The sequence below is a fragment of the Butyrivibrio hungatei genome (assembly GCF_001858005.1).
GTDB classification, from domain to species: Bacteria; Bacillota; Clostridia; order Lachnospirales; family Lachnospiraceae; genus Butyrivibrio; species Butyrivibrio hungatei.
On record NZ_CP017831.1, the window covers coordinates 396,214 to 418,288 of the forward strand.

The 22,075-nt window shown below is 42.2% G+C and carries 25 protein-coding genes; 16 read left to right on the forward strand and 9 right to left on the reverse strand.

What is annotated here, in order from left to right; translation table 11 throughout:
- Positions 1-175: 175 nt before the first annotated feature.
- Positions 176-955 carry a hypothetical protein gene (locus tag bhn_RS02275; protein WP_071175172.1) on the reverse strand — a complete coding sequence of 260 codons (780 nt, stop codon included), beginning with the start codon at positions 953-955 and terminating at the stop codon, positions 176-178.
- Between the two features lie 184 nt (positions 956-1,139).
- Positions 1,140-1,835 carry a YczE/YyaS/YitT family protein gene (locus bhn_RS02280; protein ID WP_083386046.1) on the reverse strand — a complete coding sequence of 232 codons (696 nt, stop codon included), beginning with the start codon at positions 1,833-1,835 and terminating at the stop codon, positions 1,140-1,142.
- A gap of 480 nt (positions 1,836-2,315) precedes the next feature.
- On the opposite strand from bhn_RS02280, the gene bhn_RS02285 reads away from it, so the two are divergent.
- Positions 2,316-2,693, forward strand: coding sequence for a hypothetical protein (locus tag bhn_RS02285; protein ID WP_071175173.1), 378 nt, complete (start codon positions 2,316-2,318; stop codon positions 2,691-2,693).
- 18 nt (positions 2,694-2,711) lie between these two features.
- On the opposite strand, the gene bhn_RS15360 is transcribed toward bhn_RS02285, so the two are convergent.
- On the reverse strand, positions 2,712-3,362 hold the full coding sequence (locus tag bhn_RS15360) for a Crp/Fnr family transcriptional regulator (protein ID WP_083385638.1): 651 nt from the start codon (positions 3,360-3,362) through the stop codon (positions 2,712-2,714).
- Between the two features lie 145 nt (positions 3,363-3,507).
- On the opposite strand from bhn_RS15360, the gene bhn_RS02295 reads away from it, so the two are divergent.
- Both bhn_RS02295 and bhn_RS02300 read left to right on the forward strand, forming a co-directional pair.
- On the forward strand, positions 3,508-4,227 hold the full coding sequence (locus bhn_RS02295; protein ID WP_071175175.1) for an ATP-binding protein: 720 nt from the start codon (positions 3,508-3,510) through the stop codon (positions 4,225-4,227).
- Between the two features lie 137 nt (positions 4,228-4,364).
- Complete coding sequence (locus tag bhn_RS02300) at positions 4,365-5,312, forward strand: L-lactate dehydrogenase (RefSeq protein WP_071175176.1); 948 nt, start codon at positions 4,365-4,367, stop codon at positions 5,310-5,312.
- A 107-nt stretch (positions 5,313-5,419) separates the two neighbouring features.
- Here bhn_RS02300 and bhn_RS02305 read toward each other — a convergent pair whose 3' ends face one another.
- Genes bhn_RS02305 through bhn_RS02310 form a run of 3 tightly spaced genes read right to left on the reverse strand, consistent with a single transcriptional unit; the run spans position 5,420 to position 6,758 of the window.
- A complete protein-coding gene (locus tag bhn_RS02305; protein ID WP_071175177.1) occupies positions 5,420-6,376 on the reverse strand; it encodes a PstS family phosphate ABC transporter substrate-binding protein in 957 nt (318 codons plus the stop codon).
- A gap of 4 nt (positions 6,377-6,380) precedes the next feature.
- Positions 6,381-6,518 carry a hypothetical protein gene (locus tag bhn_RS15655; protein WP_161487282.1) on the reverse strand — a complete coding sequence of 46 codons (138 nt, stop codon included), beginning with the start codon at positions 6,516-6,518 and terminating at the stop codon, positions 6,381-6,383.
- Positions 6,519-6,527: 9 nt separating this feature from the next.
- A complete protein-coding gene (locus bhn_RS02310; RefSeq protein WP_071175178.1) occupies positions 6,528-6,758 on the reverse strand; it encodes a hypothetical protein in 231 nt (76 codons plus the stop codon).
- Between the two features lie 200 nt (positions 6,759-6,958).
- Here bhn_RS02310 and feoB point away from each other — a divergent pair, with 200 nt between their 5' ends.
- The 9 genes from feoB (at position 6,959) to bhn_RS02355 (ending at position 14,161) form a co-directional block, all read left to right on the forward strand.
- Positions 6,959-9,298 (forward strand): ferrous iron transport protein B, encoded by a 2,340-nt coding sequence (feoB, locus tag bhn_RS02315; RefSeq protein ID WP_071175179.1) that lies wholly within the window; start codon positions 6,959-6,961, stop codon positions 9,296-9,298.
- A 181-nt stretch (positions 9,299-9,479) separates the two neighbouring features.
- Positions 9,480-9,776, forward strand: a complete 297-nt coding sequence (locus tag bhn_RS02320) for an STAS domain-containing protein (protein ID WP_071175180.1) — start codon at positions 9,480-9,482, stop codon at positions 9,774-9,776.
- Between the two features lie 23 nt (positions 9,777-9,799).
- On the forward strand, positions 9,800-10,342 hold the full coding sequence (locus bhn_RS02325) for a hypothetical protein (RefSeq protein ID WP_071175181.1): 543 nt from the start codon (positions 9,800-9,802) through the stop codon (positions 10,340-10,342).
- Positions 10,343-10,353: 11 nt separating this feature from the next.
- On the forward strand, positions 10,354-11,214 hold the full coding sequence (locus tag bhn_RS02330) for a ParB N-terminal domain-containing protein (protein ID WP_071175182.1): 861 nt from the start codon (positions 10,354-10,356) through the stop codon (positions 11,212-11,214).
- A gap of 46 nt (positions 11,215-11,260) precedes the next feature.
- Positions 11,261-11,707: an HAD family hydrolase gene (locus tag bhn_RS02335; protein WP_236845983.1), complete on the forward strand. Its 447-nt coding sequence runs from the start codon at positions 11,261-11,263 to the stop codon at positions 11,705-11,707.
- Positions 11,708-11,825: 118 nt separating this feature from the next.
- Entirely contained in the window at positions 11,826-12,218 is a 393-nt protein-coding gene (locus bhn_RS02340) for a pyridoxamine 5'-phosphate oxidase family protein (protein WP_071175183.1), read from the forward strand.
- 14 nt (positions 12,219-12,232) lie between these two features.
- On the forward strand, positions 12,233-12,892 hold the full coding sequence (locus bhn_RS02345; RefSeq protein WP_071175184.1) for a DUF4230 domain-containing protein: 660 nt from the start codon (positions 12,233-12,235) through the stop codon (positions 12,890-12,892).
- Positions 12,893-12,904: 12 nt separating this feature from the next.
- A complete protein-coding gene (locus bhn_RS02350; RefSeq protein ID WP_071175185.1) occupies positions 12,905-13,681 on the forward strand; it encodes a hypothetical protein in 777 nt (258 codons plus the stop codon).
- 18 nt (positions 13,682-13,699) lie between these two features.
- Positions 13,700-14,161: an RpiB/LacA/LacB family sugar-phosphate isomerase gene (locus bhn_RS02355; RefSeq protein ID WP_071175186.1), complete on the forward strand. Its 462-nt coding sequence runs from the start codon at positions 13,700-13,702 to the stop codon at positions 14,159-14,161.
- A gap of 42 nt (positions 14,162-14,203) precedes the next feature.
- On the opposite strand, the gene bhn_RS02360 is transcribed toward bhn_RS02355, so the two are convergent.
- The gene (locus bhn_RS02360; protein ID WP_071175187.1) at positions 14,204-15,052 is read right to left on the reverse strand and encodes an AraC family transcriptional regulator; all 849 of its coding nucleotides are present in this window, start codon (positions 15,050-15,052) and stop codon (positions 14,204-14,206) included.
- A 157-nt stretch (positions 15,053-15,209) separates the two neighbouring features.
- On the opposite strand from bhn_RS02360, the gene bhn_RS02365 reads away from it, so the two are divergent.
- Both bhn_RS02365 and bhn_RS15885 read left to right on the forward strand, forming a co-directional pair.
- The gene (locus tag bhn_RS02365; protein ID WP_148661893.1) at positions 15,210-17,237 is read left to right on the forward strand and encodes a glycoside hydrolase family 127 protein; all 2,028 of its coding nucleotides are present in this window, start codon (positions 15,210-15,212) and stop codon (positions 17,235-17,237) included.
- 202 nt (positions 17,238-17,439) lie between these two features.
- Positions 17,440-18,750: a hypothetical protein gene (locus tag bhn_RS15885; RefSeq protein WP_083385642.1), complete on the forward strand. Its 1,311-nt coding sequence runs from the start codon at positions 17,440-17,442 to the stop codon at positions 18,748-18,750.
- Between the two features lie 91 nt (positions 18,751-18,841).
- On the opposite strand, the gene bhn_RS02375 is transcribed toward bhn_RS15885, so the two are convergent.
- The gene (locus tag bhn_RS02375) at positions 18,842-19,015 is read right to left on the reverse strand and encodes a chorismate--pyruvate lyase (RefSeq protein WP_071177404.1); all 174 of its coding nucleotides are present in this window, start codon (positions 19,013-19,015) and stop codon (positions 18,842-18,844) included.
- 49 nt (positions 19,016-19,064) lie between these two features.
- Positions 19,065-19,865 (reverse strand): eL43 family ribosomal protein, encoded by an 801-nt coding sequence (locus bhn_RS02380; RefSeq protein WP_071175188.1) that lies wholly within the window; start codon positions 19,863-19,865, stop codon positions 19,065-19,067.
- Positions 19,866-20,201: 336 nt separating this feature from the next.
- Here bhn_RS02380 and bhn_RS02385 point away from each other — a divergent pair, with 336 nt between their 5' ends.
- Together bhn_RS02385 and bhn_RS02390 are read left to right on the forward strand one after the other, a co-directional pair.
- On the forward strand, positions 20,202-20,867 hold the full coding sequence (locus tag bhn_RS02385; RefSeq protein ID WP_071175189.1) for a hypothetical protein: 666 nt from the start codon (positions 20,202-20,204) through the stop codon (positions 20,865-20,867).
- On the forward strand, positions 20,851-21,837 hold the full coding sequence (locus bhn_RS02390; RefSeq protein ID WP_071175190.1) for a DUF4003 family protein: 987 nt from the start codon (positions 20,851-20,853) through the stop codon (positions 21,835-21,837). Before bhn_RS02385 ends, bhn_RS02390 begins: the two co-directional genes overlap by 17 nt.
- Positions 21,838-22,075: the final 238 nt, after the last annotated feature.

Genomic DNA, 22,075 nt, shown 5'->3' on the forward strand with positions numbered 1-22,075 from the left:
TATGGCGACTTTTTTAGCAAGTTTTTACCCCTAGATTCTTATTTAGGGGTAAATTTTTTTGAATTAGTTTTCCGTAGTGAAAATCAAGCTTGAAAAAAGGGCTTAAAATGGCCCAAAAGGGTAAAGAATGATTCAAAAATCTTCCATATTGCCTTCAAAATGGTGTCAAACTTGCCTATTCACAAAAATAGAATTGCACCATCTCTCTAATAAGCGCATAGTCTATTGGATATTTATTGGATTCATAAGAAAAAAGCAGGTTATAATCTGGCATATAGCCTTGGGATATGTAAAGAGGAATCTTGCCAAGAGAATTTTGAACGTAAGAAGGCTTGTCCATTAGCCCTAGATGTTCCCAGATATAGGTTATTCCTTTTGTGGGATGAAGAATTGTAAAGTCAGGATGAAGTGTTATTCCGTCAAAGACAATAGGACACTCATATCTATAAGGTATGCTAAGCTCAAATAACGTATCAGCGATATAGGCTTCTGTTTTTGAACGAACCATATCTCCCTTTTTTGTTTTGAAAAGAAGTTTTTCTTTGTGATCCTCATTTCGAGGGTATTCAGCTTTTTCCCAAGCTCTTTTGTAAACAATTTCATCTAACAGGTCATCCATTTTTGCTGCTTCATCAAGTAATTTATATGCTGATGGGGCTTTATCATGTTTAAGATAGCGCTGGACATTTTTGTATTGTAGCTTTTTAGCTGAAAGAAGCTTTGTATAGTAAGTCTTTTGCGCAAGCTTTTTTGCAAGGGCCTTTTCTGCTTTTGGTATGTACTTACGAGTAACTTTTCCTGAAGAATCCTTGAGTTCCTGATACCATTTGGTATTGTTTTTATACTTGTAGCATACAAAAAGTCCTTCAGGCATAGTTTTGATTTTTCGCTGAAGCGCAGAAATTTCTTTTTTAAGAATAGCCTCCTGCTGCTTCATAATTGTAGTAAGCGTCATATGCACCTCTTTTTACTTAAAATGAATCGTTCGGAAGAATATTCCCAGATTCTAGATTTGATAGAACGGTCAAATGAAATGACCGGAAAGAAATATAACATGCTTTTTGAAGAATGTAAAGTGCTAAAAAAATACCCTCCTCACTGGTTTGTCTAGTAAGGAGAGCATGGATGATCTTGCGGCCTCAAGCTGCGTGTGAATGTGTAAAAACTGTTTTGAAAGACTCGTCAATGCGCTGGTGGTGCACTTCAGCGGCGTTGAATTTAACTGACTTAAATGCTACCTGCATGATAGGACCTGTTGCGAATGCACTGATCAAAGTTCCGATGCCGACTGGTCCGCCAAGTAGCCAACCAATGAACGTTACAGTAGTCAAAAGAGCTATGCTCAGTCCACCAATTGGGACTTTCTTTATTCTCTTTGAAAGTGCCACAAGAAGTGTATCTCTTGGTCCGCATCCAAGTGACGCTGTCATGTATGTGTACTGCGTATACGCTGCAATTGTAAGACCAAGGAGCATCACAGCTACGCCGAGAACTGGTGAAGTGCACTTAGGCACTAGATTTATCCTGTTAAAAAAGTCTACGGACTTACCTACTACAATAGAGTCAATAAACATCGCGATTCCAATAGGCTCTCTCAGTGAAATATCAATTGCAAGAATAGATAATGAAACTATGATAGATGCTGTTCCATAGAGGATTCCAAGACTCTTGGACATTCCGATATGAAGAACATCCCATGGGCTCGCGCCAATGTTCGCTTGAATTGTAAGGTAGATCCCAAATCCATTTATAAATAAGCTGACGGCTGCCAGAAGCATGTTCATGGCAATCTGTTTCCAGCTATTGTTCTGATGTAAACTTGCGTTTTTTAACATGTCATTAAAAACTCCCATGTATTTGGCCTGTAGCCAACCTTAGCTATTTTACATCAATACAATTGTATTGTCACATTAATTTTTATCAAGTTTTAATTCTTGATTTTGGTTGTCATTTTGAAGGCAATGTCGGAAATTTTTGAATCAATCTTTATCCTTTTTGCTTATTTTGGGCCTTTTTTGCATGCTTGATTTTTACTACGGAAGACTATTTTATAAAACCTTACCCCTAATTATGAATCTAGGGGTAAAAAACTTGTAAAAAAATGCTATATTGCCTCCAAATCACAAACAAGAGGAAAGGCACAAAGTGTTGCCATTGCAACATGCCCTCCTTAGGACGTGTTATATTTAGTAGAAACGCTTATAATTTGTGGAGAAAAGGTTATGAAGAAAAGACTTATAGCAGCTCTTTTGACAGTGACATGTATGATGATGGCATGCCTAATATGAAACCATAAAATCTTGGAGGGAAAGAGTATGGAAAACAAGAATTGGGTTACTTTATTTGCATTTTTACCACTTATCGGACCATTACTTGGAAATGTCCTAGTGGGCGACATGCTTGGGGTTCCGACTATTATTGTGGTGGGTGTTTCAGGGCTTATGTGCAAGTATGCAGCGGACAAGGGCGAATATATGGGGCGCATGGTAATTGTCTTGATCTGCACCATAGTCGGTGGAATCATAGGCACTGTGTATCATTACAACTGCGTTAGCAATGATTTTGCGACACCAATTGTCGGGGCACTATTTACAGCAATTCAAGCGGGAATAGCGCTAGTGTGCATGATCGTTGGAGCATTACTTGTTGGAAAAGAAGAGAAAGATAGAAAAAATAGGGCTGCGGACCGTTAAGGCCGCAGCTTTTTTCATTTATAGGAGCTTGAAGTGACTCTTCCTAAACTCAATGAGTCCTTCATCTCGCATGTGAGACAGCTCTTTTGACATGTTGGTGCGCTCTAGGTTCAGGTAGTCAGCCAGCTGCTGGCGGTTGAAGGGAATGTCGAATTCCCTAGATCCAGTCTGGAGGGCGATGGCGTTAAGGTAGGACAGGAGGCGACTTCGGCAACTCTTTGGAGAAGTGTAAAAGCTTCTTCCGGAGAGGGCGAGATTTTTTTGAGACGAAATTATGAGGATGTTTTGAAGGAGCTTTTCCTTCCAGGAGGAGCTCTTTTGGCTACTATCCAGGATATTCCTGATGTTGCAAAAGAGAATCCGGCAGTCCTCATTGGCTCTGACATCCACCAGCATGACAGCGCCAAGAAGGGCGTAGGTTTCAGCAAAATATTGGCCGGCTCCAACGTGACTAAGGACCGTGCAGTTGCCCCAGACGTCGTTACTTTCGATGGTGACGCTGCCGGAGATGACCATGCCGATCATCGATGTTTTGTCTCCTGCGTGGAGGATAATCTCATCTTTGTGAAAAGACCTTTCAAATGAGCCAAGAGTTTCGAGGCACTGAGAGAGCTCTTTTGATGAAAGACCTGAAAATAATCTGCTATTTAATAAATTTGAATAATCCATGATCCACCGCCGTTTCCAAACATGTTCCAATCCAAAATGGAAAAACATAAATTTTAAAAATGTGGTTTAAACAACGTAATTTACAATTCGAGTATATTATACTGACGCCATCAGAACAAGTTTAAAAAAGAAATGGAGAATTGAGATGGTCAGACAGATAATTCATATCGATGAAGAAAAGTGTAATGGTTGCGGAATCTGCGCCACAGCTTGCCACGAGGGCGCAATAGAGATAATAAACGGGAAGGCAAAGCTTGTGAGAGAGAACTTCTGCGACGGTTTTGGAGACTGCCTTCCAGGATGCCCAACAGGAGCCATAACCTTTGAAAACAGGGAAGCACCTGAATACGATGAGGCGGCAGTTAAGGCTAGCAAGGAACTTAAGGCAAAAGGACATGGCTGCCCTGGATCAAGGTTCATGCAGCTTGGGGGAAAAGAGGATGCATCCGCAGAAGGTAGCAATGATGCGCAGGTACAAGCATCTTTCTATAGTAAGCCCGTTTCCCGCCTGATGCAGTGGCCATGCCAGATCAAGCTCCTTCCTACACAGGCAGAGTTCTATAATGGCGCTAAGCTCCTCATTGCTGCAGATTGCACAGCATATGCCTACGCCAACATGCATGAAGACTTCATGAAGGGCAAGGTTACAATGATCGGATGCCCAAAGCTTGATGAGGGCGATTACACAGAAAAGCTCACAGAGATCATCAAGTACAACGATATCAAGAGCGTGACAGTAGTAAGGATGGAGGTTCCATGTTGCGGTGGCCTTCAGAGAGCAGCAGAGAACGCGCTTAGAAATAGTGGAAAATTCATTCCTTGGCAGGTAGTTACTATTTCAAGGGACGGAAACATACTTGAATAAAATTGTCACTAAATAACGTTTAATAGAAACCAAAATAAAGATATACTATATTTACAAGCAATATAACTTCGATTTATCTCAATAGGAGTATATCTTGAGATCATGATACATTGTACATCACATAAAGGAGGTACATCATGGCGTCACTTAATGAAAGAAAAGTTGCAGTAGTAGGTTGTGGGTTTGTTGGCTCAGCATCAGCTTTTGCTCTCATGGAGAGTGGTCTCTTTTCTGAGATGGTGCTGATCGATGTAAATAAAGACAAGGCAGAGGGCGAAGCGCTTGATATCAGCCACGGCCTTCCTTTTGCAAAGCCAATGTCTATCTATGCTGGCGATTACAAAGACGCAGCGGATGCGGCGGTTGTAGTTGTGACAGCGGGAGCGGGACAAAAGCCAGGTGAGACAAGACTTGATCTTGTAAAAAAGAACATTGGGATATTTAAATCCATCATTCCTGAAATAGCAAAGTATAATAAAGAGGGAATTCTTCTGATAGTTGCAAATCCGGTAGATATCTTGACATATGCAGCAGCCAAGCTCAGCGGATTCCCAGAAAACAGAGTCTTTGGCTCCGGAACAGTGCTTGATACAGCAAGGTTCAAATACCTTTTGGGTGAGCACCTTGATATCGACAGTCGTTCCGTTCACGCATTTATCATTGGTGAGCATGGTGACAGCGAGATTGCCGCCTGGAGTAGCGCCAATGTTTCAGGAATTCCAATCAATGACTTCTGTGAGATGAGAGGCCACTTCGAACATGAGAAGTCAATGAATAAGATAGCAGAAAACGTCAAGAACAGCGCCTACGGTATTATAGAAAAGAAAGGCGCCACATACTACGGCATTGCCATGAGTGTAAGGCGCATCTGTGAAGCAATCATCAGGGATGAAAAGAGTATCCTTCCAATTTCCAGCATTCAACATGGCGATTTTGGAATTGATGACATTGCACTTAGTATGCCTGCTATTGTAGGTCGAAATGGCGTTGAGGGCGCAGTTCCAATTAAGCTTAGTGATCAGGAAAAAGAGGCACTCAAGGCCTCAGCAACAACTCTCAAAGAAGTGCTCAAGGAAGCCTTCTAAGATTTCGATAGTAATTAAGAACATCTGAAAGCAACTAAAATAGCTATGTTTAACGATAAAAAGCACTGCAACATGCTTTATACATGTGCAGTGCTTTGTTTTTTACATTATTGCATAGGTGTGTAGCCGCTTTCTTTTACAATTCTCTGACCCTCATCAGACAGGATGAAATCCAGTAAAAGAGATATGTTCTCATTTTCGTTAGAAGCATCATATACTGCGTAGAAGTTGCTGGCGATTGGATATGTGCCGTTTGCAATGTTCTCTTCGCTTGGATACACGCCGTTTAGGGAGAGCATCTTAACGTCTGGATTGACGCTGAGCCCTTCCACATAATATCTAAAAGAAAAGCCGATTGCCCTTCCTATCAGGGCTCCCATAATAGACTTTTTCATCTCCTGTCCGTTCATAAATGACAGCATTGCAGTCTGACTGCCACTTCCGGTATTTCTTTGAACTGCATCCACAAGGCGGTTGTCTCCACCAACCTCAGACCAGTTCTTATATTTTCCAGTATAAAGACCTTGAACCTGCTCGATAGTTAGGTCGTCAACAGGATTGTCTTTTCCCACGATGAATACAAAGGCTTCGTAGCCGATAGGAACCATCTTGAGCTCAACGCCTTTTTCCTCGGCATAAGCAAGCTGCTCTTCTGAAGGCTTTGCGCAGAAGATGATGTCGACGTCTCCGTCTACTACAGCCTGGTAGGCACCTCTGGTGTTGTGAAACTGAAGGGCACTATATTCTGTGAAGTCTGTTCCGTCAAAAGAAACGCTTTCTTTCGGATAGGTTGCATCTACAAAAGCGGAGAACATTGGATACAGAGCAGCTGCGCCGTCAATTACAGGAAGGTCACCAGATAACTTCACGCTTGAATCAACGTGAACGATTCCGGAATCTTCCGTAAATGGCAGGTACTCAGAAACTTCGATTGAGCGGCTTTTCATCTCGTCTCCGCGAGGATCAATATATCTTTTGGTTACAACATTAAAAATAGAAAGATCGAATAGGACGAATGCCAGGATCAGTCCTAGGATTGCAAAAATCTGATTCTTTAATTTCATGGCATTATCCTCTGTTTGCGATGTATGAGATTATTGAGCAGTCCTTGTATAAAAGGAAGGACAAAACAGAAAGGACTACAATGCTTACAATGCCAAGAAAAGTAATAGTTACGAGAATCTTAGTAAATATTTTTTCATCCATAGCGCCACCTCACATATGTGCAACCATCTGCGTCAACAGCCAGCAGACAAAGATGTAAAAAGCTACGATTGCAAGAAATAAGAAACCAGAGATGAGCATAATAATGAGATATTTTCTGGTACTACGCATGTCTGTCTTATCTCTTTTAACAAATTTGACAATGGAATAAATGCACAAGATCAGCAGTGCTGCCGGAATAGCAAACACGACGAATAAAAAAGAATAATACTCTAGATTCATACAAAACCCCCAATACATTTTGTAATAATTTATGACAAGAATTGTAACATAATACTCACAAAAAATCGACATTTTTAGGGCTTTTATTCCGAATGCTTCATTTCGCCAATAGATGCTATAATGTTAATGAGAATTGTTATCATTAACTAACAATTGCGAGAGCATACTTAGTATAGATAAAAAGGTTTAGGAGAAAAGTAGTGACACTAAAGCAGTTACAGATTGGACAAAGAGCAAAGATTACTAAGGTTGGCGGCGAGGGGGCTCTCCGCCAGCACTTTTTGGATATGGGCGTGATCCCCGGAGCAAAGGTCAGCGTTGTGAAGCTGGCTCCAATGGGAGATCCAATGGAGATTGAGATCCACGGCTATAGACTGACACTTAGGCTGTCAGAGGCTGAACAGATCGATATAGAGAAGCTTTCAGGCGAGGAAGATTCTGACAAGAGTGAAGAGATATCTTTTAAAACAGCTCATCCTGGACTTGGCGAAGCTGGTATCTTCCATCAAAAGGAGCATGAGAACCCGGTTCCAGAGGGGACAGTCCTGACATTTGCACTGGTTGGTAATCAGAACAGCGGAAAGACAACTCTTTTCAACCAGCTGACAGGCTCCAAGCAGCATGTAGGCAACTTCCCTGGAGTTACTGTTGACCGCAAGGACGGTGAGATCCGCGGCTATAAAAATACCATGGTTACTGACCTTCCTGGCATCTATTCAATGTCACCTTACACCAGTGAAGAGATAGTATCTCGTAACCACGTTCTGAATGAGAAGCCATGCGCTATCATCAACATCGTAGACGTTACCAACATCGAGCGTAACCTGTATCTGACCATGCAGCTTCTGGAAATGGGCATTCCTATTGTTGTTGCTCTTAACATGATGGATGAGCTCACAGGCAATGGCGGCGCCGTAGATATCAATGCCATGGAAAAAGAGCTGGGAACACCGGTGGTTCCTATTGCTGCAGCCAAGAATGAAGGTGTAGATGAGCTTATTTCTCATGCTATACATATTGCAAAATATCAGGAAAAACCTGTAGAGCAGGATTTTTGCTCAAAGGAGGATAAAGGCGGAGCCGTGCATCAGTGCCTTCACGCAGTTATGCACATGATAGATGACCATGCACAGGCAGCTGGTATTCCTATCAGGTTTGCGGCTAGCAAGGTTGTAGAGGGCGACAAGCTTATAATCGACAAACTTGGACTTGATGAAAATGAGAAGGATGCTCTTGAGCACATCGTTTCTCAGATGGAAAAAGAAAGTGGCCTGGACAGAAGCGCAGCCATTGCGGATATGAGATTCTCTTTTATCAGAAGAATCTGCAAGTCCTGCGTCAAGAAGCCAAAGGAAAGCAAAGAAAAAGCAAGGAGTAATCAGATAGATAAGATCCTCACGGGGAAATACACTGCAATTCCTGTATTTGTGCTGATCATGGCACTGGTATTTTTCCTTACTTTCAATGTTATCGGCGCATTTTTCCAGGGACTACTTGAAGATGCCATTGGATTTATCACAGGGAAAGTAGACCTCTTACTTCAGGCAACAAAGGTCAATGAAGTGCTTAGAGGCCTTATTGTAGAGGGAATTTTCGAAGGCGTTGGCAGTGTACTTAGCTTTCTTCCTATCATAGTAACTCTTTTCTTCTTCCTGTCACTTATGGAAGATAGCGGCTACATCGCAAGAGTAGCCTTTGTAATGGACAAGCTCCTTAGAAAGATAGGTCTTTCTGGCCGAAGCATCGTACCACTCCTTATCGGCTTTGGATGCACGGTTCCTGCGGTTATGTCCACAAGAACTCTGCCTTCTGATAGAGACAGAAAGATGACCATCGTCCTGACACCATTTATGAGCTGCACTGCTAAGCTCCCTATTTATGCGTTCTTTGTAAATGCATTCTTCCCGGGAAAAGGCGGCTTCATCATGACAGGTCTGTATCTGCTTGGAATTCTTACAGGTATCATGTTTGCTCTTTTGTCAAAAAAGACAGTGTTCAAGGGCGAAGCGGTTCCTTTTGTCATGGAGCTTCCAAACTACAGACTTCCAAGTCCTAGAAGCGTGTGCCAGCTTCTTTGGGAAAAGTCTAAGGATTTCATTCAGAAGGCCTTTTCGATCATCTTCTTTGCAACAATTATTGTTTGGATCTTAAGTAACTTTGATCCATACTTTAACCTTGTAAGTGATTCACAGCAGAGCATCATGGCCAGAATATCAAGCTTTATAGTACCTCTTTTCATACCACTTGGACTGGGTGACTGGAGAATCTGTACATCACTTGTCAGTGGCTTTATAGCAAAAGAGAGCGTGGTCTCCACAATGGGAATCCTCTTTGAGGGGAATGTGGCAGGAGCTCTTACTCCGGTTACAGCCGCTACACTGCTGGTATTTAGCCTTCTTTATACTCCATGCGTTGCTGCAGTTGCTTCTATAAAAAGAGAGCTTGGCAAAAAGTGGGCTCTTGGAGTAGTGCTGTGGCAGTGCGCTGTGGCGTGGATCGTGGCCTTGGTGGTGAGACTGGTGTTGATGCTGTTCATGTGACGAAAAATGGCAGAAGTGGACCTAGGGGACGGGGTTAGTGGACCATTTTGAGAAAAAAATGGTCCACTAACCCCGTCCCTGGGGCCCATTTTTTTGTGTCTATGTTGACTATATTGTGATAAAATTATAGATACAATACAGTACAAAACTTGGATGGTATATCTAGGCAAGGAGGATTAGCATGAATATCTCAAAAAAACTAAATGGTGATCGACTTGATGTTGTACTTGAAGGAAGACTTGATACTTTGACGGCTCCAGATCTTGAGGCTGAGATTAAGCCGGATCTTGATAGTGTCAAGGAACTGGTCATTGATGTAAAGAATCTTGAATACATCTCATCTGCTGGCCTTAGAACACTTCTCATGGCCAAGAGAGCTTTGCACAACAAGGGAACAGTTAAGGTTGTTGGTGCGAATGAAATTGTAAAAGAAGTTTTCTCTGTTACTGGTTTTGACAGCTTACTTGATGTCGAATGACGTAAAAACAGGAGGTGTCCTAAATGAAGTCAGATGTAGTGATCATAGATAATAAGGGAAATGGATTTAAAGAGGCTATAGAGGCAACCAAGAAGGTTGCTGAGTTTAAATGCCTTGATACAAAGGATTCAACCCAGCTTCAGCTCTGCGCTGAGGAACTTCTAAGCATGGCTCGCAGTATCACTGGCGAGATCAAAGCTTCTTTTTGGGTTGAGTGTGAAGGCAGTAAGTTTGACCTCAACATGACAACTGAGACTGTTATGGACAAGGAAAAGAGATATCTTTTAATAAACTCTTCTAGTGAGAGGAAGAATGAGGCTGCCAAAACTTTCCTTGGAATGCTGAGAGATGCCTTTGAAGAGGCTATGCTTGCTGAAGCAGATAATAGTAGTTATTACGAGCTGCCAGATGACGTGGCTTCAGACGTTGCTGGAAGATATATAGAAGATCCTGAGTGGGACCGCTATGAGCATTCCATTCTCAAAAAACTTGCTGATGATATAAAGATCTCTATTAAGGGCGGCGTAGTAAACATGGTGGTTTCTAAGTCTTTTCCTAATTATTAAAAAGGTGAGCTATGGATCTTGATAAATATATCGCCGAAGAGATGGCAAGGTTTGAAGGTAGATGCTTTCCGGTAAAGACCGGGATGATCAAGCGTCTTTTAACCAAAAGGCAGCGCTGCAAGAACCTTCATCCAAATCCTGACGATGAGTTTAGTAAGCCTGAGGTTGGGCCCAGCTACAGGATCATTTCTGAGTATGAACAGAAGATAAGGCGGGCCAAAGAGCATACTTACGAAGAGGAAAAGGATCCGATAATAATTGAAAAGATGTATCCGGAAGGATATATGATCATTAACGGTCACCATAGATGGGCGGCCGCTCTTCGCATGGGAGTTCCGGATATTTTTGTCAAGATTGTAAACCTTACCCATGAGGCGGATCTTAGGCTTATGCTGGAGAGGTCGACCCACGACAAACGTGTGACCTTCGATCTTGATGAAGTTGTTTTTGGAAAAGAGGGAGAGGAAGCCTTGGAAAGAGGTCTTTCTTTTCCTTTTAGTCTTGAGTATAAAGAGCGTTTGAGAATTGGAATTCCAGCTCTTTTCAATCACTTGTCAGTTCTAGGTTATGACATATGGGTGTACTCTTCGAATTTTTACTCTTTTGACTATTTGAAGCAGCTCTTTAAACGCTATCATGTGAAAGTGGACGGCGTTGTGACAGGTATTGCCAAGAGAAGCCAGGAGGCGAAGGACAAATACAACAAGCTTATTGCAGAGAAGTACAAGAGTACCATCCATGTAGACAGGAATATGGTGCTTAAAACCTATACTGGCAGCAAGGAATTTGAGGAAAAAGAGATACCGCTTAGTGACCTTAGCTGGTCTCACGCGGTGATGGATATAGTTGACGAGATGGAAAAAGATGCATAGGGAAGATAACGAGAAAAAAATGAGGGTCTCTTTTGACTTGGACGAAGTGTTGTTCGTGTCACCTCTTACCCACAAGACAGAGCCTGAGCTTATGTTTCCTTTTAACAAGATCTTTAAGGAAAGGCTAAGGCTCGGAACACCTGATCTGATCAATGGTCTGCAGGCACTTGGGTATGAGGTGTGGGTCTACACTTCGTCTTTTAGGTCGGAGAGATATATCAGGACGTTGTTTAGGCTGTATAAGGTTAAGTTTGATGGCATCATAAACGGTAACAGACACCTGAGGGAAGTCCAGAAGGATCATAAAGAAACACTTCCTCAAAAGCTTCCTAACAGGTATCGCATCTCTCTTCATGTGGATGATGAAACTGTGATATGCTCCTGGGGTAGGGAGTATGGCTTTAACACTTACCAGCTGGAAGCTCAGGATGATGACTGGAAGGACAAGATCATTGCCAGAGCAGAAGAAATACGTGGCAAAAGTGAGCCCTAGGGACGGAGGTTAGGGCTCATTTTAACAAAAATGAGCCGCAACCTCCGTCCCTAGGGCTCATTTTTGCTATAATGGTAGGTAAGAAATCACATAACCCTGAGAAAGAGAGGACGAAAATATGGAGAGAGTTGTTAAATTTTTAAAAGATGCAGGTACTTACTATCTTGCTACAGTTGATGGGGATCAGCCTAGAGTAAGACCTTTTGGCACTGCTCATGTATTTGAGGGCAAGCTTTATATTCAGACTGGTAAGGTAAAAGACGTTTCTAAGCAGATTCACGCTAATCCAAAGGTGGAGATCTGTGCATTCATGAACGGTGAGTGGCTCAGAGTTGCAGGGGAGCTTGTAGAGGATGATAGAAACGAAGCCCGTCAGTCTATGCTTGATGCATACCCATCACTTCAGGGAATGTACAAGGCTGACGACGGAAATACAGAGGTATTCTATTTAAAGAACGCTACTGCAACCTTTAGCTCTTTTACCAAGGCTCCAGAAGTAGTGAAGTTCTAAGGAAAGTGGAAAAAATGCGAGGCAATAAAAATATTATTTACCTGGTGATCATTGCGGTGGCGGTGATCATCAGCATTGTCCTGATTGCAGGTTATATGAAGGATAGGGGGAATCAGCAGATCGTGAGCCCTGCGTCGGAGACTTCCAAGGAAAAAGATACTAAGAGTGAAGCCAAGGTTCTTGTGTCCATCAGCACTGAGACTATTCGTGATGGGCTTGCAAACATGGGCTTTTTGGTCACTCAGGAATACTATTTTACAAACGTGGAAACTTACACCAAAGAGAAAAAGGTTTTCTTTAATATGATAGATTCCTCGTCGCAGATGGTGTTTAAGTATGACGGTCAGGTTTTTGCGGGAGTGGATTTTGAGAAGATCACTATCACTAAGGATGACGCCACAAGGACAGTGACTATTGATATTCCTGATGCTGAGATCCAGTCAGTTGCTATCGACAAGGACTCTTTTGAGAGCTATTCGGAAAAAGAGTCTATTTGGAATCCTTTGAAGCTTGATGATTACAACGCTGCTATGGCAGAGTATGAAAAAACAGCAAAGCAGAAGGCACTTGATAGTGGTATTTTGGAAAGAGCTGATGAACAGGCGAAGGCAATAGTGCAGAACTTTGTAAACAGCTTCCCAGCAACTGCCGAGTACACCATTGTTTATCAGTAAGGAGGAGCAGCTTTGGATATCAAAAAGATTACTTTTATAGTGGTGATGCTACTTGTGGCCGTTATTTCTTTTACAAAGCTGGCACCATGGGCAGCAGATCCCAATAATCATGTGCATACACTTGAGCAGACTGAGGATAAGATTGCCAAAGTCATGACTTTATCTGGCGGAGCGGCAGCAACGTCTGCGACCATATCTCTTTTGCCGGGAGATCTGTGTACGCCTATCGCAGAGCAGCTTGCTGAGCTTGCAAAATACTTTTTAGTGATTTTGTGTGCGCTTTATCTGGAAAAATTCCTGGTGAGTCTTTCTGGATACATTGCATTTTCGGTGCTCATACCGGTAGCGTGCTTGCTGGTGTGCGCGTCTATAGCCTTTGGTAAAAAACAATTGAGAACCATTGCGGGAAAGCTGGCAGTAGTTGGAATAATTATCTTTATCATCGTGCCTTTCAGCGTGTGGCTTTCAGATAAGGTCTACGAAACACAGGCTGCAAGAGTTGAAAATGCAGTTGAGGAGTATGAGGACCTGCAGATAGAGGGCGAGGGTGAAACAAGCTTTTTTAACGAGTTCACCACAATAACAACGGAGACAGTTGAGAAGGTTTCTGGCTTCCTTGGAAGTCTACTGGAATCACTTGCTGTCATGATAGTTACAGCCTGCGTGATCCCTGTGCTTGTATTCGTGTTCCTGATCTGGCTTGTGAAGACAATCTTTACAACAAATGTTTTGACGCTGGATACGGATGGGCTAAAGGCACTAACTGATCATGTGAAAAGTAAAGAATAAAAATTAAGGAGGTGCACTATGACGATTGCTATGGCAAATGACCATGCGGGAACGCAGATGAAGGAAGAGATCAAGGCGTATCTTATTGAGCAGGGATACGATGTTAAGGACTTTGGCACTTATGATAGTGAGTCCTGTGATCTTTCGGATTATGTTTATCCTGCAGCGCTGGCAGTTGCGAAGGGTGACTGCGAAAGAGGAATCTTTTGCGATGGAGTTGGCTATGGAAGTGCGCTTATTGCCAACAAGATAAATGGCTGTTATGCGGCTGTTTGTCAGGACCCTGTGTGCGCTACACTTGCAAGACAGCATACAGATTCAAACATATTGTGCCTCGGAGCTAAGATAATTGGCGGACTTATGGCTATGGAGATCGTAAAGACCTGGCTAAATACGGATCCGCTCATGGAAGAAAAATATCGCAGAAGAGTTAAGAAAGTATGTGAGATCAATGACAAGCATTGCGTTCCTGTGAAATAAGAAGCGACGTACTTGTGACGCCTTCTGGTATTTCTCTGAATGCTATATTTTTCGTTTTGGTGAAAAACCAAACTTCTTTTTATAAGCTTTGCCTAGATGGAATTCATCGTAAAAACCATAGTTTCTGGCGGCGCTTGCCAGAGTTTCATAAGGATGGTCAGACAGATATTGTCTGACCATTTCTAGTTTCATGCTCATCTGATAGCTGTAGAAGGTGACGTCGTAAGCACCTTTGAACATGTTGGAAACGGTCTTGGAGCAAACGTAAAATTTATCTGCGATTTCTTCTGTGGTGTACATGTGGTGCGGATTTGTCTGCAGCAGATCTATGATCTCAGAGATTAGTTCTGAGTGTTTTGGCTTTGATTCAAGAGATTTTTGCAAAGAGCTCATTTCCCATAGCATCAGCCCCATCAAAAGAGATATCTTTTCCTCTTTCATTTCCTGAGTGATCGAAGGATTATCGCTTAGGTGAGTTGCGATTATCTCCTTGAAGTACTGCTTGATGCGCGGATTTGAAGCGCAGTGGAATAAGGGAGAACCAGAGGTAAGTGCGGTGGTTGAAGTGGAGCTGGGGGAGGAAACAGGGTCTGCTGTTTTAGAGGCATTTAGTTCTTTGCTTTCCTGATACAAGTGAATATACATGTGCTTATTCCCTGCAGAACTGGGTTTTTTGCCGTAGTGGTGGTTACCGGCTGAAAGGATCAAAAGATCGTCCTTTTCCATCTCATAGGCAGTATTGTTTTCATATATCTCCCAGGTTCCATCCAAAATATACAAAAAGTCATGAACTTCAAGTACGCGGTCTGGATGAAACATCGGAACAACGTTAGTGACGTAGTTAGCGCTTTCTATTTTATGATTTCCAGCTATTTCAAATGAGATTCCCATGTGTCTACCTCGATAAAATATTCCAAAATATACATGTTTAATTCTATTATATCAATGTTATTTGAAAATCGAAAATGCTATTCTGAATCTATCAAAAGGCCAGTTGAATACTGGCAAGCACATGAAAAATACTGACAGTGTAAAAGGGGAAGTTACAATGGTTAAGAATATTTCAAAGCCAATAAATTTGCGAAAAGTCCATATTGATGATCCATTCTGGAAGAGCGAGATGGAGCTTGTAAGAAATGAGGTTATTCCTTATCAGTGGAAGGCCATAAACGACGAGGTTGAGGGCGCAGAGCCAAGCTATGCTATGCGTAATTTCAAGGTCGCAGGCAAGATCACAGCTAGGAGAAAAGAGCTGGGAGCTGCCTACAAGGAAGTAATCTGGCCTACAGATGTCTTTAGACCGGTTCCTGAAGAGGGAAAAGAGTTAGAAGATAAGTTTTATGGATTTCTTTTCCAGGATACAGATTTCTCAAAGTGGATCGAGGCGGTTGGATACTCGCTTACTCAGCATCCTGATCCTGAACTTGAAAAGACTGCTGATGAAGCTATAGATATTGTCTGCGCGGCTCAGCAGGAGAATGGATATCTGGACACTTACTACATCATAAATGATATGTCTAAGATATTTACTCATCTCAAGGACCATCATGAATTGTACTGCCTGGGACATCTTACTGAGGGGGCTGTAGCTTATTATGAGGCTACAGGCAAAGATAAGCTTCTTAATGCAGCCAGAAGGTTTGCAGATTACGTGTATTCAAGGTTCGGAACAGAAGAGGGCAAGATCCATGGATTCCCGGGACATGAGATATCCGAGATGGCGCTTGTAAGACTCTATGAAGTTACTGGAGATCCAAAGTATCTGGAACTTAGTAAGTATTTTATCGATGCGAGAGGCCAGAGACCTTATTACTTCGACATTGAGCACCCGGATGAAGCCAAAAAGCACGGAGATAAGGAGTGGTACCACTATTATCAGGCTCATAAGCCAGTCAGAGAGCAGGATGAGGCCGTTGGACACGCTGTGAGAGCTGTATATCTTTATTCTGGAATGGCTGATGTTGCGCGACTTACTGGGGATGAGGAACTCTACGCAGCCTGCGAGAGACTTTGGGACAGCGCTGTTAACAAGAAGATGTATATTACAGGTGGCATCGGATCAACCAATATTGGAGAGGCTTTCACCTACAACTATGACCTTCCAAATGACCTGGCTTACACTGAGTCCTGCGCATCTGTCGGTCTTGTGTTCTTTGCCCGCCGCATGCTTCAGATGAATGTCGACAGCAAGTATGCGAACGCCATGGAAAGAGCTCTGTATAACACTGTTCTTGCTGGAATGGCCCTGGATGGAAAGAGCTTCTTTTACGTAAATCCTCTGGAAGTTAGACCAGAAGCCTGCTACAGGGATGAGAGAAAAAATCATGTGAAGCCTGTTCGCCAGAAGTGGTTCCCTTGTGCTTGCTGCCCACCTAACATTGCAAGACTTCTTAGTTCAGTTGCGGCTTACGCTTACACTGAAAGTGACGATACACTGTTTATGCACCTTTATGTCGGTGGCACTGTGGAAAAAGAGTATGAGAATGCATCTGTTTTGTGGAAAATTGAATCAGATGTGCTTGGAAGCGGCAAACTTCGAATTGTCTGCGAAGACGTCGAGGAGAAAGCTGGAGCTGACAAGGAAGAGACTATTGCAGTTAGGGTTCCTGATTGGTGCGACTCATATGACCTTAATGCCGGTGGTTGCAAGCATGAGCTGAAGAAGGGCTATGAATATATTACCGGTGTGTTCAAGAAAGGTGACGTTATCGAGATCACTTTTGCTAAGAAAGTGAGAATCATGGAGGCCAGCTCCAGAGTCTTCGAGGATCACGGCAAGGTAGCGGTTACCTACGGCCCATTCGTTTACTGCATTGAGGAAAAAGACAACGGCAAGGATCTTCATATGGTCTCTGTCACAACGGATGCCGCAAAAGCTAAGTTTGAAAAAACGATAATAGAGGGCAACGAGATTACAAAGATTCTTTTACCAGGAAAGAGGGAAAAAGAGAAGGCGGAGTCACTCTATAGCGTTTATAAAGAACCTGAATATGAGGACGTGACACTGGAGCTGATTCCTTACTACACCTGGGCTAACAGGGGTGAAGGTGAAATGAGAGTTTGGATTAATAGATGATTTTGAGACACCCATCGCATAAGGCGGTGGGTGTTTTTTGTTCGAAATACAGGAAATTGCTGGATTTTATCGAATATATCGGTTTATCTTTCCGTTTTATCTGTGTTAAAATTAGTCGGTTAAAAATATAATCATGATATATTCGGAATGCGCATATTTACTGAATTGCGCATGTTTATATACAGGCAGGAGATAAAGAAGTATGAAAAAAATTAGACTTTTGCCATTGGGAATGGCAGTTATTATGGCAATTTCGGGCTGCGGAGCTTCTGCAAGTCAAGAAGAAACAACGTCTTCAGTGAATAATGGAAATGACTCTGATGTAAGTGGAACTGGTGCTTCATATGCGGTGAGTACAACAAAGCAGGCTCTTGAAGGGGAAGAAATCGATGCTTACAGAACTTTTTTAACAGAAAAGCTTGATACGACGGGCGGCGGATTTACGGCAGCTCTTTTACATTTGAATGAAGATGATGCTTATGAGCTGGCAATTGTGGATGATCCATCCATTGAGAACTGTGGAGCGCAGCTTTTTACCTATGCAGATGGCGAGGTTAAGTCGCTTGCTACCGAGGGCTTCCCATTTTATGGACAATATGGAAATTTCAGTTATTATGATAAAAAAAGCTTTTTCTTTTATGATTGGGAGCAGGCGGGGACTGATTCTGTGTGGCTTTATGAGTACATTTTTAAGGCTGATGAGGATGAAGTATACTTGGATCTTGAGCTGGCGCTTTGCACTGAGTTTGAGACAAGTGAGACCACGTATTTTATAAATGGTGACGAGGCGACGAAGGAAGATGTGGAGAAGCTTGGGGATGAGTACAATGTAAATGATGGAGACGGCTACATCACTTTCAATCCTGGAATTGCTACGACGATTAATACGGGCGTTGATATAGAGGCCGCTCTTTCTGCAGATTATAGCGCGATTTATTATAAGGACCAGGCGCAGCAGGTGCCATGCCTTAAGCCTGCAATTTATCTTTATCCTGAAGAAGATGGCACTGAGCTTTCAGTGGAACTTAGTATTGATGGCTATTTTACAGATACAGATCCTGCTTTTAACGAAGATAATGGCTGGACAGTGACTGCGGATTCAGATGGAACCATACATCTTGGCGATGAGTCTTTTGACTACCTGTTCTGGGAAGCAATGCTTCAGTCAACCTACACATTCCACGATGGATTCTGTGTTGCGGGCGCGGATACGGAAAGTTTCCTGACAACTATGCTTCCTCAGCTGGGGCTCAATGAAAAAGAAACTGAAGAATTCGTCGCATACTGGCTTCCGAAGATGGAGGGCAACAAGTACAACATCATTCGCTTCCAGACTGATGAGTACACAGACCACTCAGAACTTAAGATCAGTCCTGAGCCGGATACAGTGATCCGCGTGTTCATGACATATTACGGCTGCGAAAACTACATCAACATTTCCAGGCAGGAAATTGAAACCCCGGAGAGGAAGGGCTTCACAGTAGTAGAGTGGGGCGGTAGCGAAGTAGGATGATTTTGTGTGACATATGTGAAAAAGAAAAGGCCTGCTCTATGCTTGAGCAGGTCTTATTTTTTGAGCCACAACAGACCTCCCTGGAGGTCATTTATTCTATGATTGAATACTGCATGAGCTCGTATTTTAAATTAGTGCCTTCTGCGATTCCCTCTGGTAAAAGAGCTCTCGCAACTAGCTTAAGTTCTGAACTTTCAATGTCTGTTCTTCTTAAATTGGCGTAATCACCGTCAATGCTTTCAACTACGTAATACCAAGTTTCCATAATAACCTCCTTGCGCGTTTTTGTTAACTGCACCTCACAGTTCTTTTCCTTAATCATTAAGGGCAATCTCTGTAATTTCGCATTCTGGATGAGCGGTAATCGTCTCTCTGTAAGCAGAATTAAAATCGAAGTAGCCGCTAACCAAGTAATTTCCTAAGAATTCACTGTGGTAATATTCTTCTGGGCGGTAATTGGACTTGATCTTGCCATCTTCTGTCACGCGGATGTTGTCGAAGTGAACAGCAACATAGCGCTTTGCTGGGTCGCTTCCTTCTTTTTCCCAGGTATACTCGTAAAAGAACCAGAGCATGTTGGCATCTTCGCTGTTTAAAAAGTATTCTGCAACGAGTTTTGGCTCGCCTGCCTGAGTCCAAGAGCCGGTGTAGGCTTCTTTTTTGTTCTGTGCGAAAGTATCAGCAGCTTTTTTGAATTCTGAAAGGTCGATGCCTGCTGAGATGTCGCTGGAGTCGAGGAGACGATATTGTGACTTTTTCTTTGAGGTTTGTTCTGTTTGTGATTCTGTTGAAGAGCTATTGTTTGGCTCATAAATACTTGCAAAAAGAGACAGCGCTAAAATTGCTACAATCATTACAAACATAAATAGTGCAAAGAATCGTGGCACTTTTTTTTCTGATGTGCTTGTTTGAGCTTCTTTTCGAAGCTTTTCTTCATGTTCGAAGCGCTCCCTCTGCATTGTCAGCTCTTTTTCTTTGCTGATGATCTGCGCATCCTCTTCATCGTAGTCAATCATGAAGGTTGCGCCGCAATATGAGCATTTGTACTGCTCATCGCTTACCTTCTCTATTTCTGAGCTGCCACAATTTGGGCATGTTACCTTTTTAAGTTCCATTTCCTTTCCCCCTAAGCGTATATTTGGTTCTAGCCATATATGAGTTTACCTCAAATTTAATAATATGTGAATTGCAGGTAACAAAATACGGAGAGTTATCGAGTGAGTGACCTGATTTGTTACCTGCAATGGCAGAAAAAGAGTAAATGCAGGTAACAAACCCAAATCAACAAGCTCAAAACCGCCAAAATCATTACCTGCAAGTCCAACAAAAGATAAATTGCAGGTAAAAATCCAGGCACCCCCACGCCAAAGTGGTAAAAACGCCCCATTTTTCGCAACATTTTCCCAGACAAGCTTGTATACTAGTTATATAGGCAACGGGAGGACGTAAAAATGGATGGCATGGTAACTTACACCGCAAACAATATGGACGAAAAAAGAAAGCGCACCAAGATAGCATTTATAGTGATGATGATCATATTTGCTGTCTCAGTGTGCATCAAGCATATAGTAGTGGGTTCAATTTACTGGGACATGAAAGATGAAGTTCCGGATCTTTTCAAGGAACTTTTAACAAACACACTTATAAGGTTTGTGTTGGACGCACTTCTGATCATAACCCTCATAGAAAAGGCAGAGAAAAAGACCATCAGTAAGGTCATAGCTCTTTTGACAATGTTCTACTACATTTATGAGTTGTTACAGATGAAGGATACGCTAATGAGCCCGCCTTCAGCCTATTGGCTCATTGATGCAATCGGAGATGCAGGATTTGAGATACTTATAAGACTTGCATTTCTTGTGTTCTTTGTGGTAGCTTCATTTAGAGGAAAGGTAGTAGGATCAAAGTACTATCTGCTTGCTTTGGTGCCATTTGTACTGGCGCTGATCTCGATAGCATTCAGATATGTCCTCAACGCTGATCTGTATGTTGACCTTGAGACAGGCTCTATGCTGATTGCAGACACATTAAAGGCACATGTGATCAAGTATTCTCCATTACTATTTTGGGGAATCGCGACAATAACAAAGGAGAAAATGTATGAAAGACTTAATTAAAAAAAGATGTGATCTATTTGCTGAAAATAGAAATGCCATGGGAAAGGCTTTTATCTTTGAATATGGACTTATCAAGGTTGCTGCCAGCAGTGCTTTTACACAGAATGGCAGAGAAGTAGATGCAGAATATGTTAAGAAATGTCAAAAGATCCTTCAGAAGGAGGAAAACTATTTCTCATATTTCCGCGGATTTAACGAGGTTATCGTTTCATCCAAGATGGCTGTAAGTGGTCAGCCAGAGAAGTATCTTGAGGATGCTGTTGCAGTTTATGACAAGTTAAAAGAAGGCAAGCTCATGGGCTCTATCTACAGAGCAGTTGCAGCAATGGTCATCTGTGATTCTAAGAGAATGGGAGATGCAGACGTTATCGTTGATAGAACAAGCCAGATCATGAAAGGAATGAAAGAGAAACATCCATTCCTTACAACAGATGAAGATACATGCTTTGCTGTTCTTCTTGCTATGAGTGACAAGAATGTAGATGATATCCTTACAGAGCTTGAGAATTCATATCAGATACTTAAAAAGAAATTCCTCTTCCACGACAATGATGTTTATTCACTTGCGCAGGTTATCACAGCACTTGGTGGATCTTCAGAGGAAAAATGCGAGAAGGCGTTGAATCTATATGATGCATTTAAGGCAGCAGGCGCCCCTTACGGAAAGAACTATGAGCTTTCAATGCTGGGTTGCCTTGTTGATCTTGATGTAGATCAGGAACAGCTTATCCAGGATGTTGTAGAAGCTGAAGTTTACCTTAGAAGTCAGAAAGGCTTGGGCGTTCTTGATATGAGCAAAGAGACAAGGCTCATGTATGCTAGCATGATTACAGCTGCAATTTACAATGAGGAGAAAAATCCTGCAAGTTCAGCCATTGGAAATACGATAGCTGTTACCATTGCTCAGGAAGTTACCTTTATGCTTATTGTAGTTATGTGCAGTAGCATAGCAAGCATATCTTCAAACTAAACGATAAAAAGCAAATTTTAGATTAATATAAAATACTCATTTCGCTTTCCACGGTGAAATGAGTATTTTTTATGCACATTATACATTTTTTATGCATTTTTTGAAGAGGGTTTCGTAATGATTAACTAAGGGAACTTTTTTTATTACACATCCCTTTAAAGCATTGAAGTAAAGCTACATTTTTGGAACCATACATTGAAAAAAAGCTTCAAAAAAATCACAAAATTGTCACACTTAA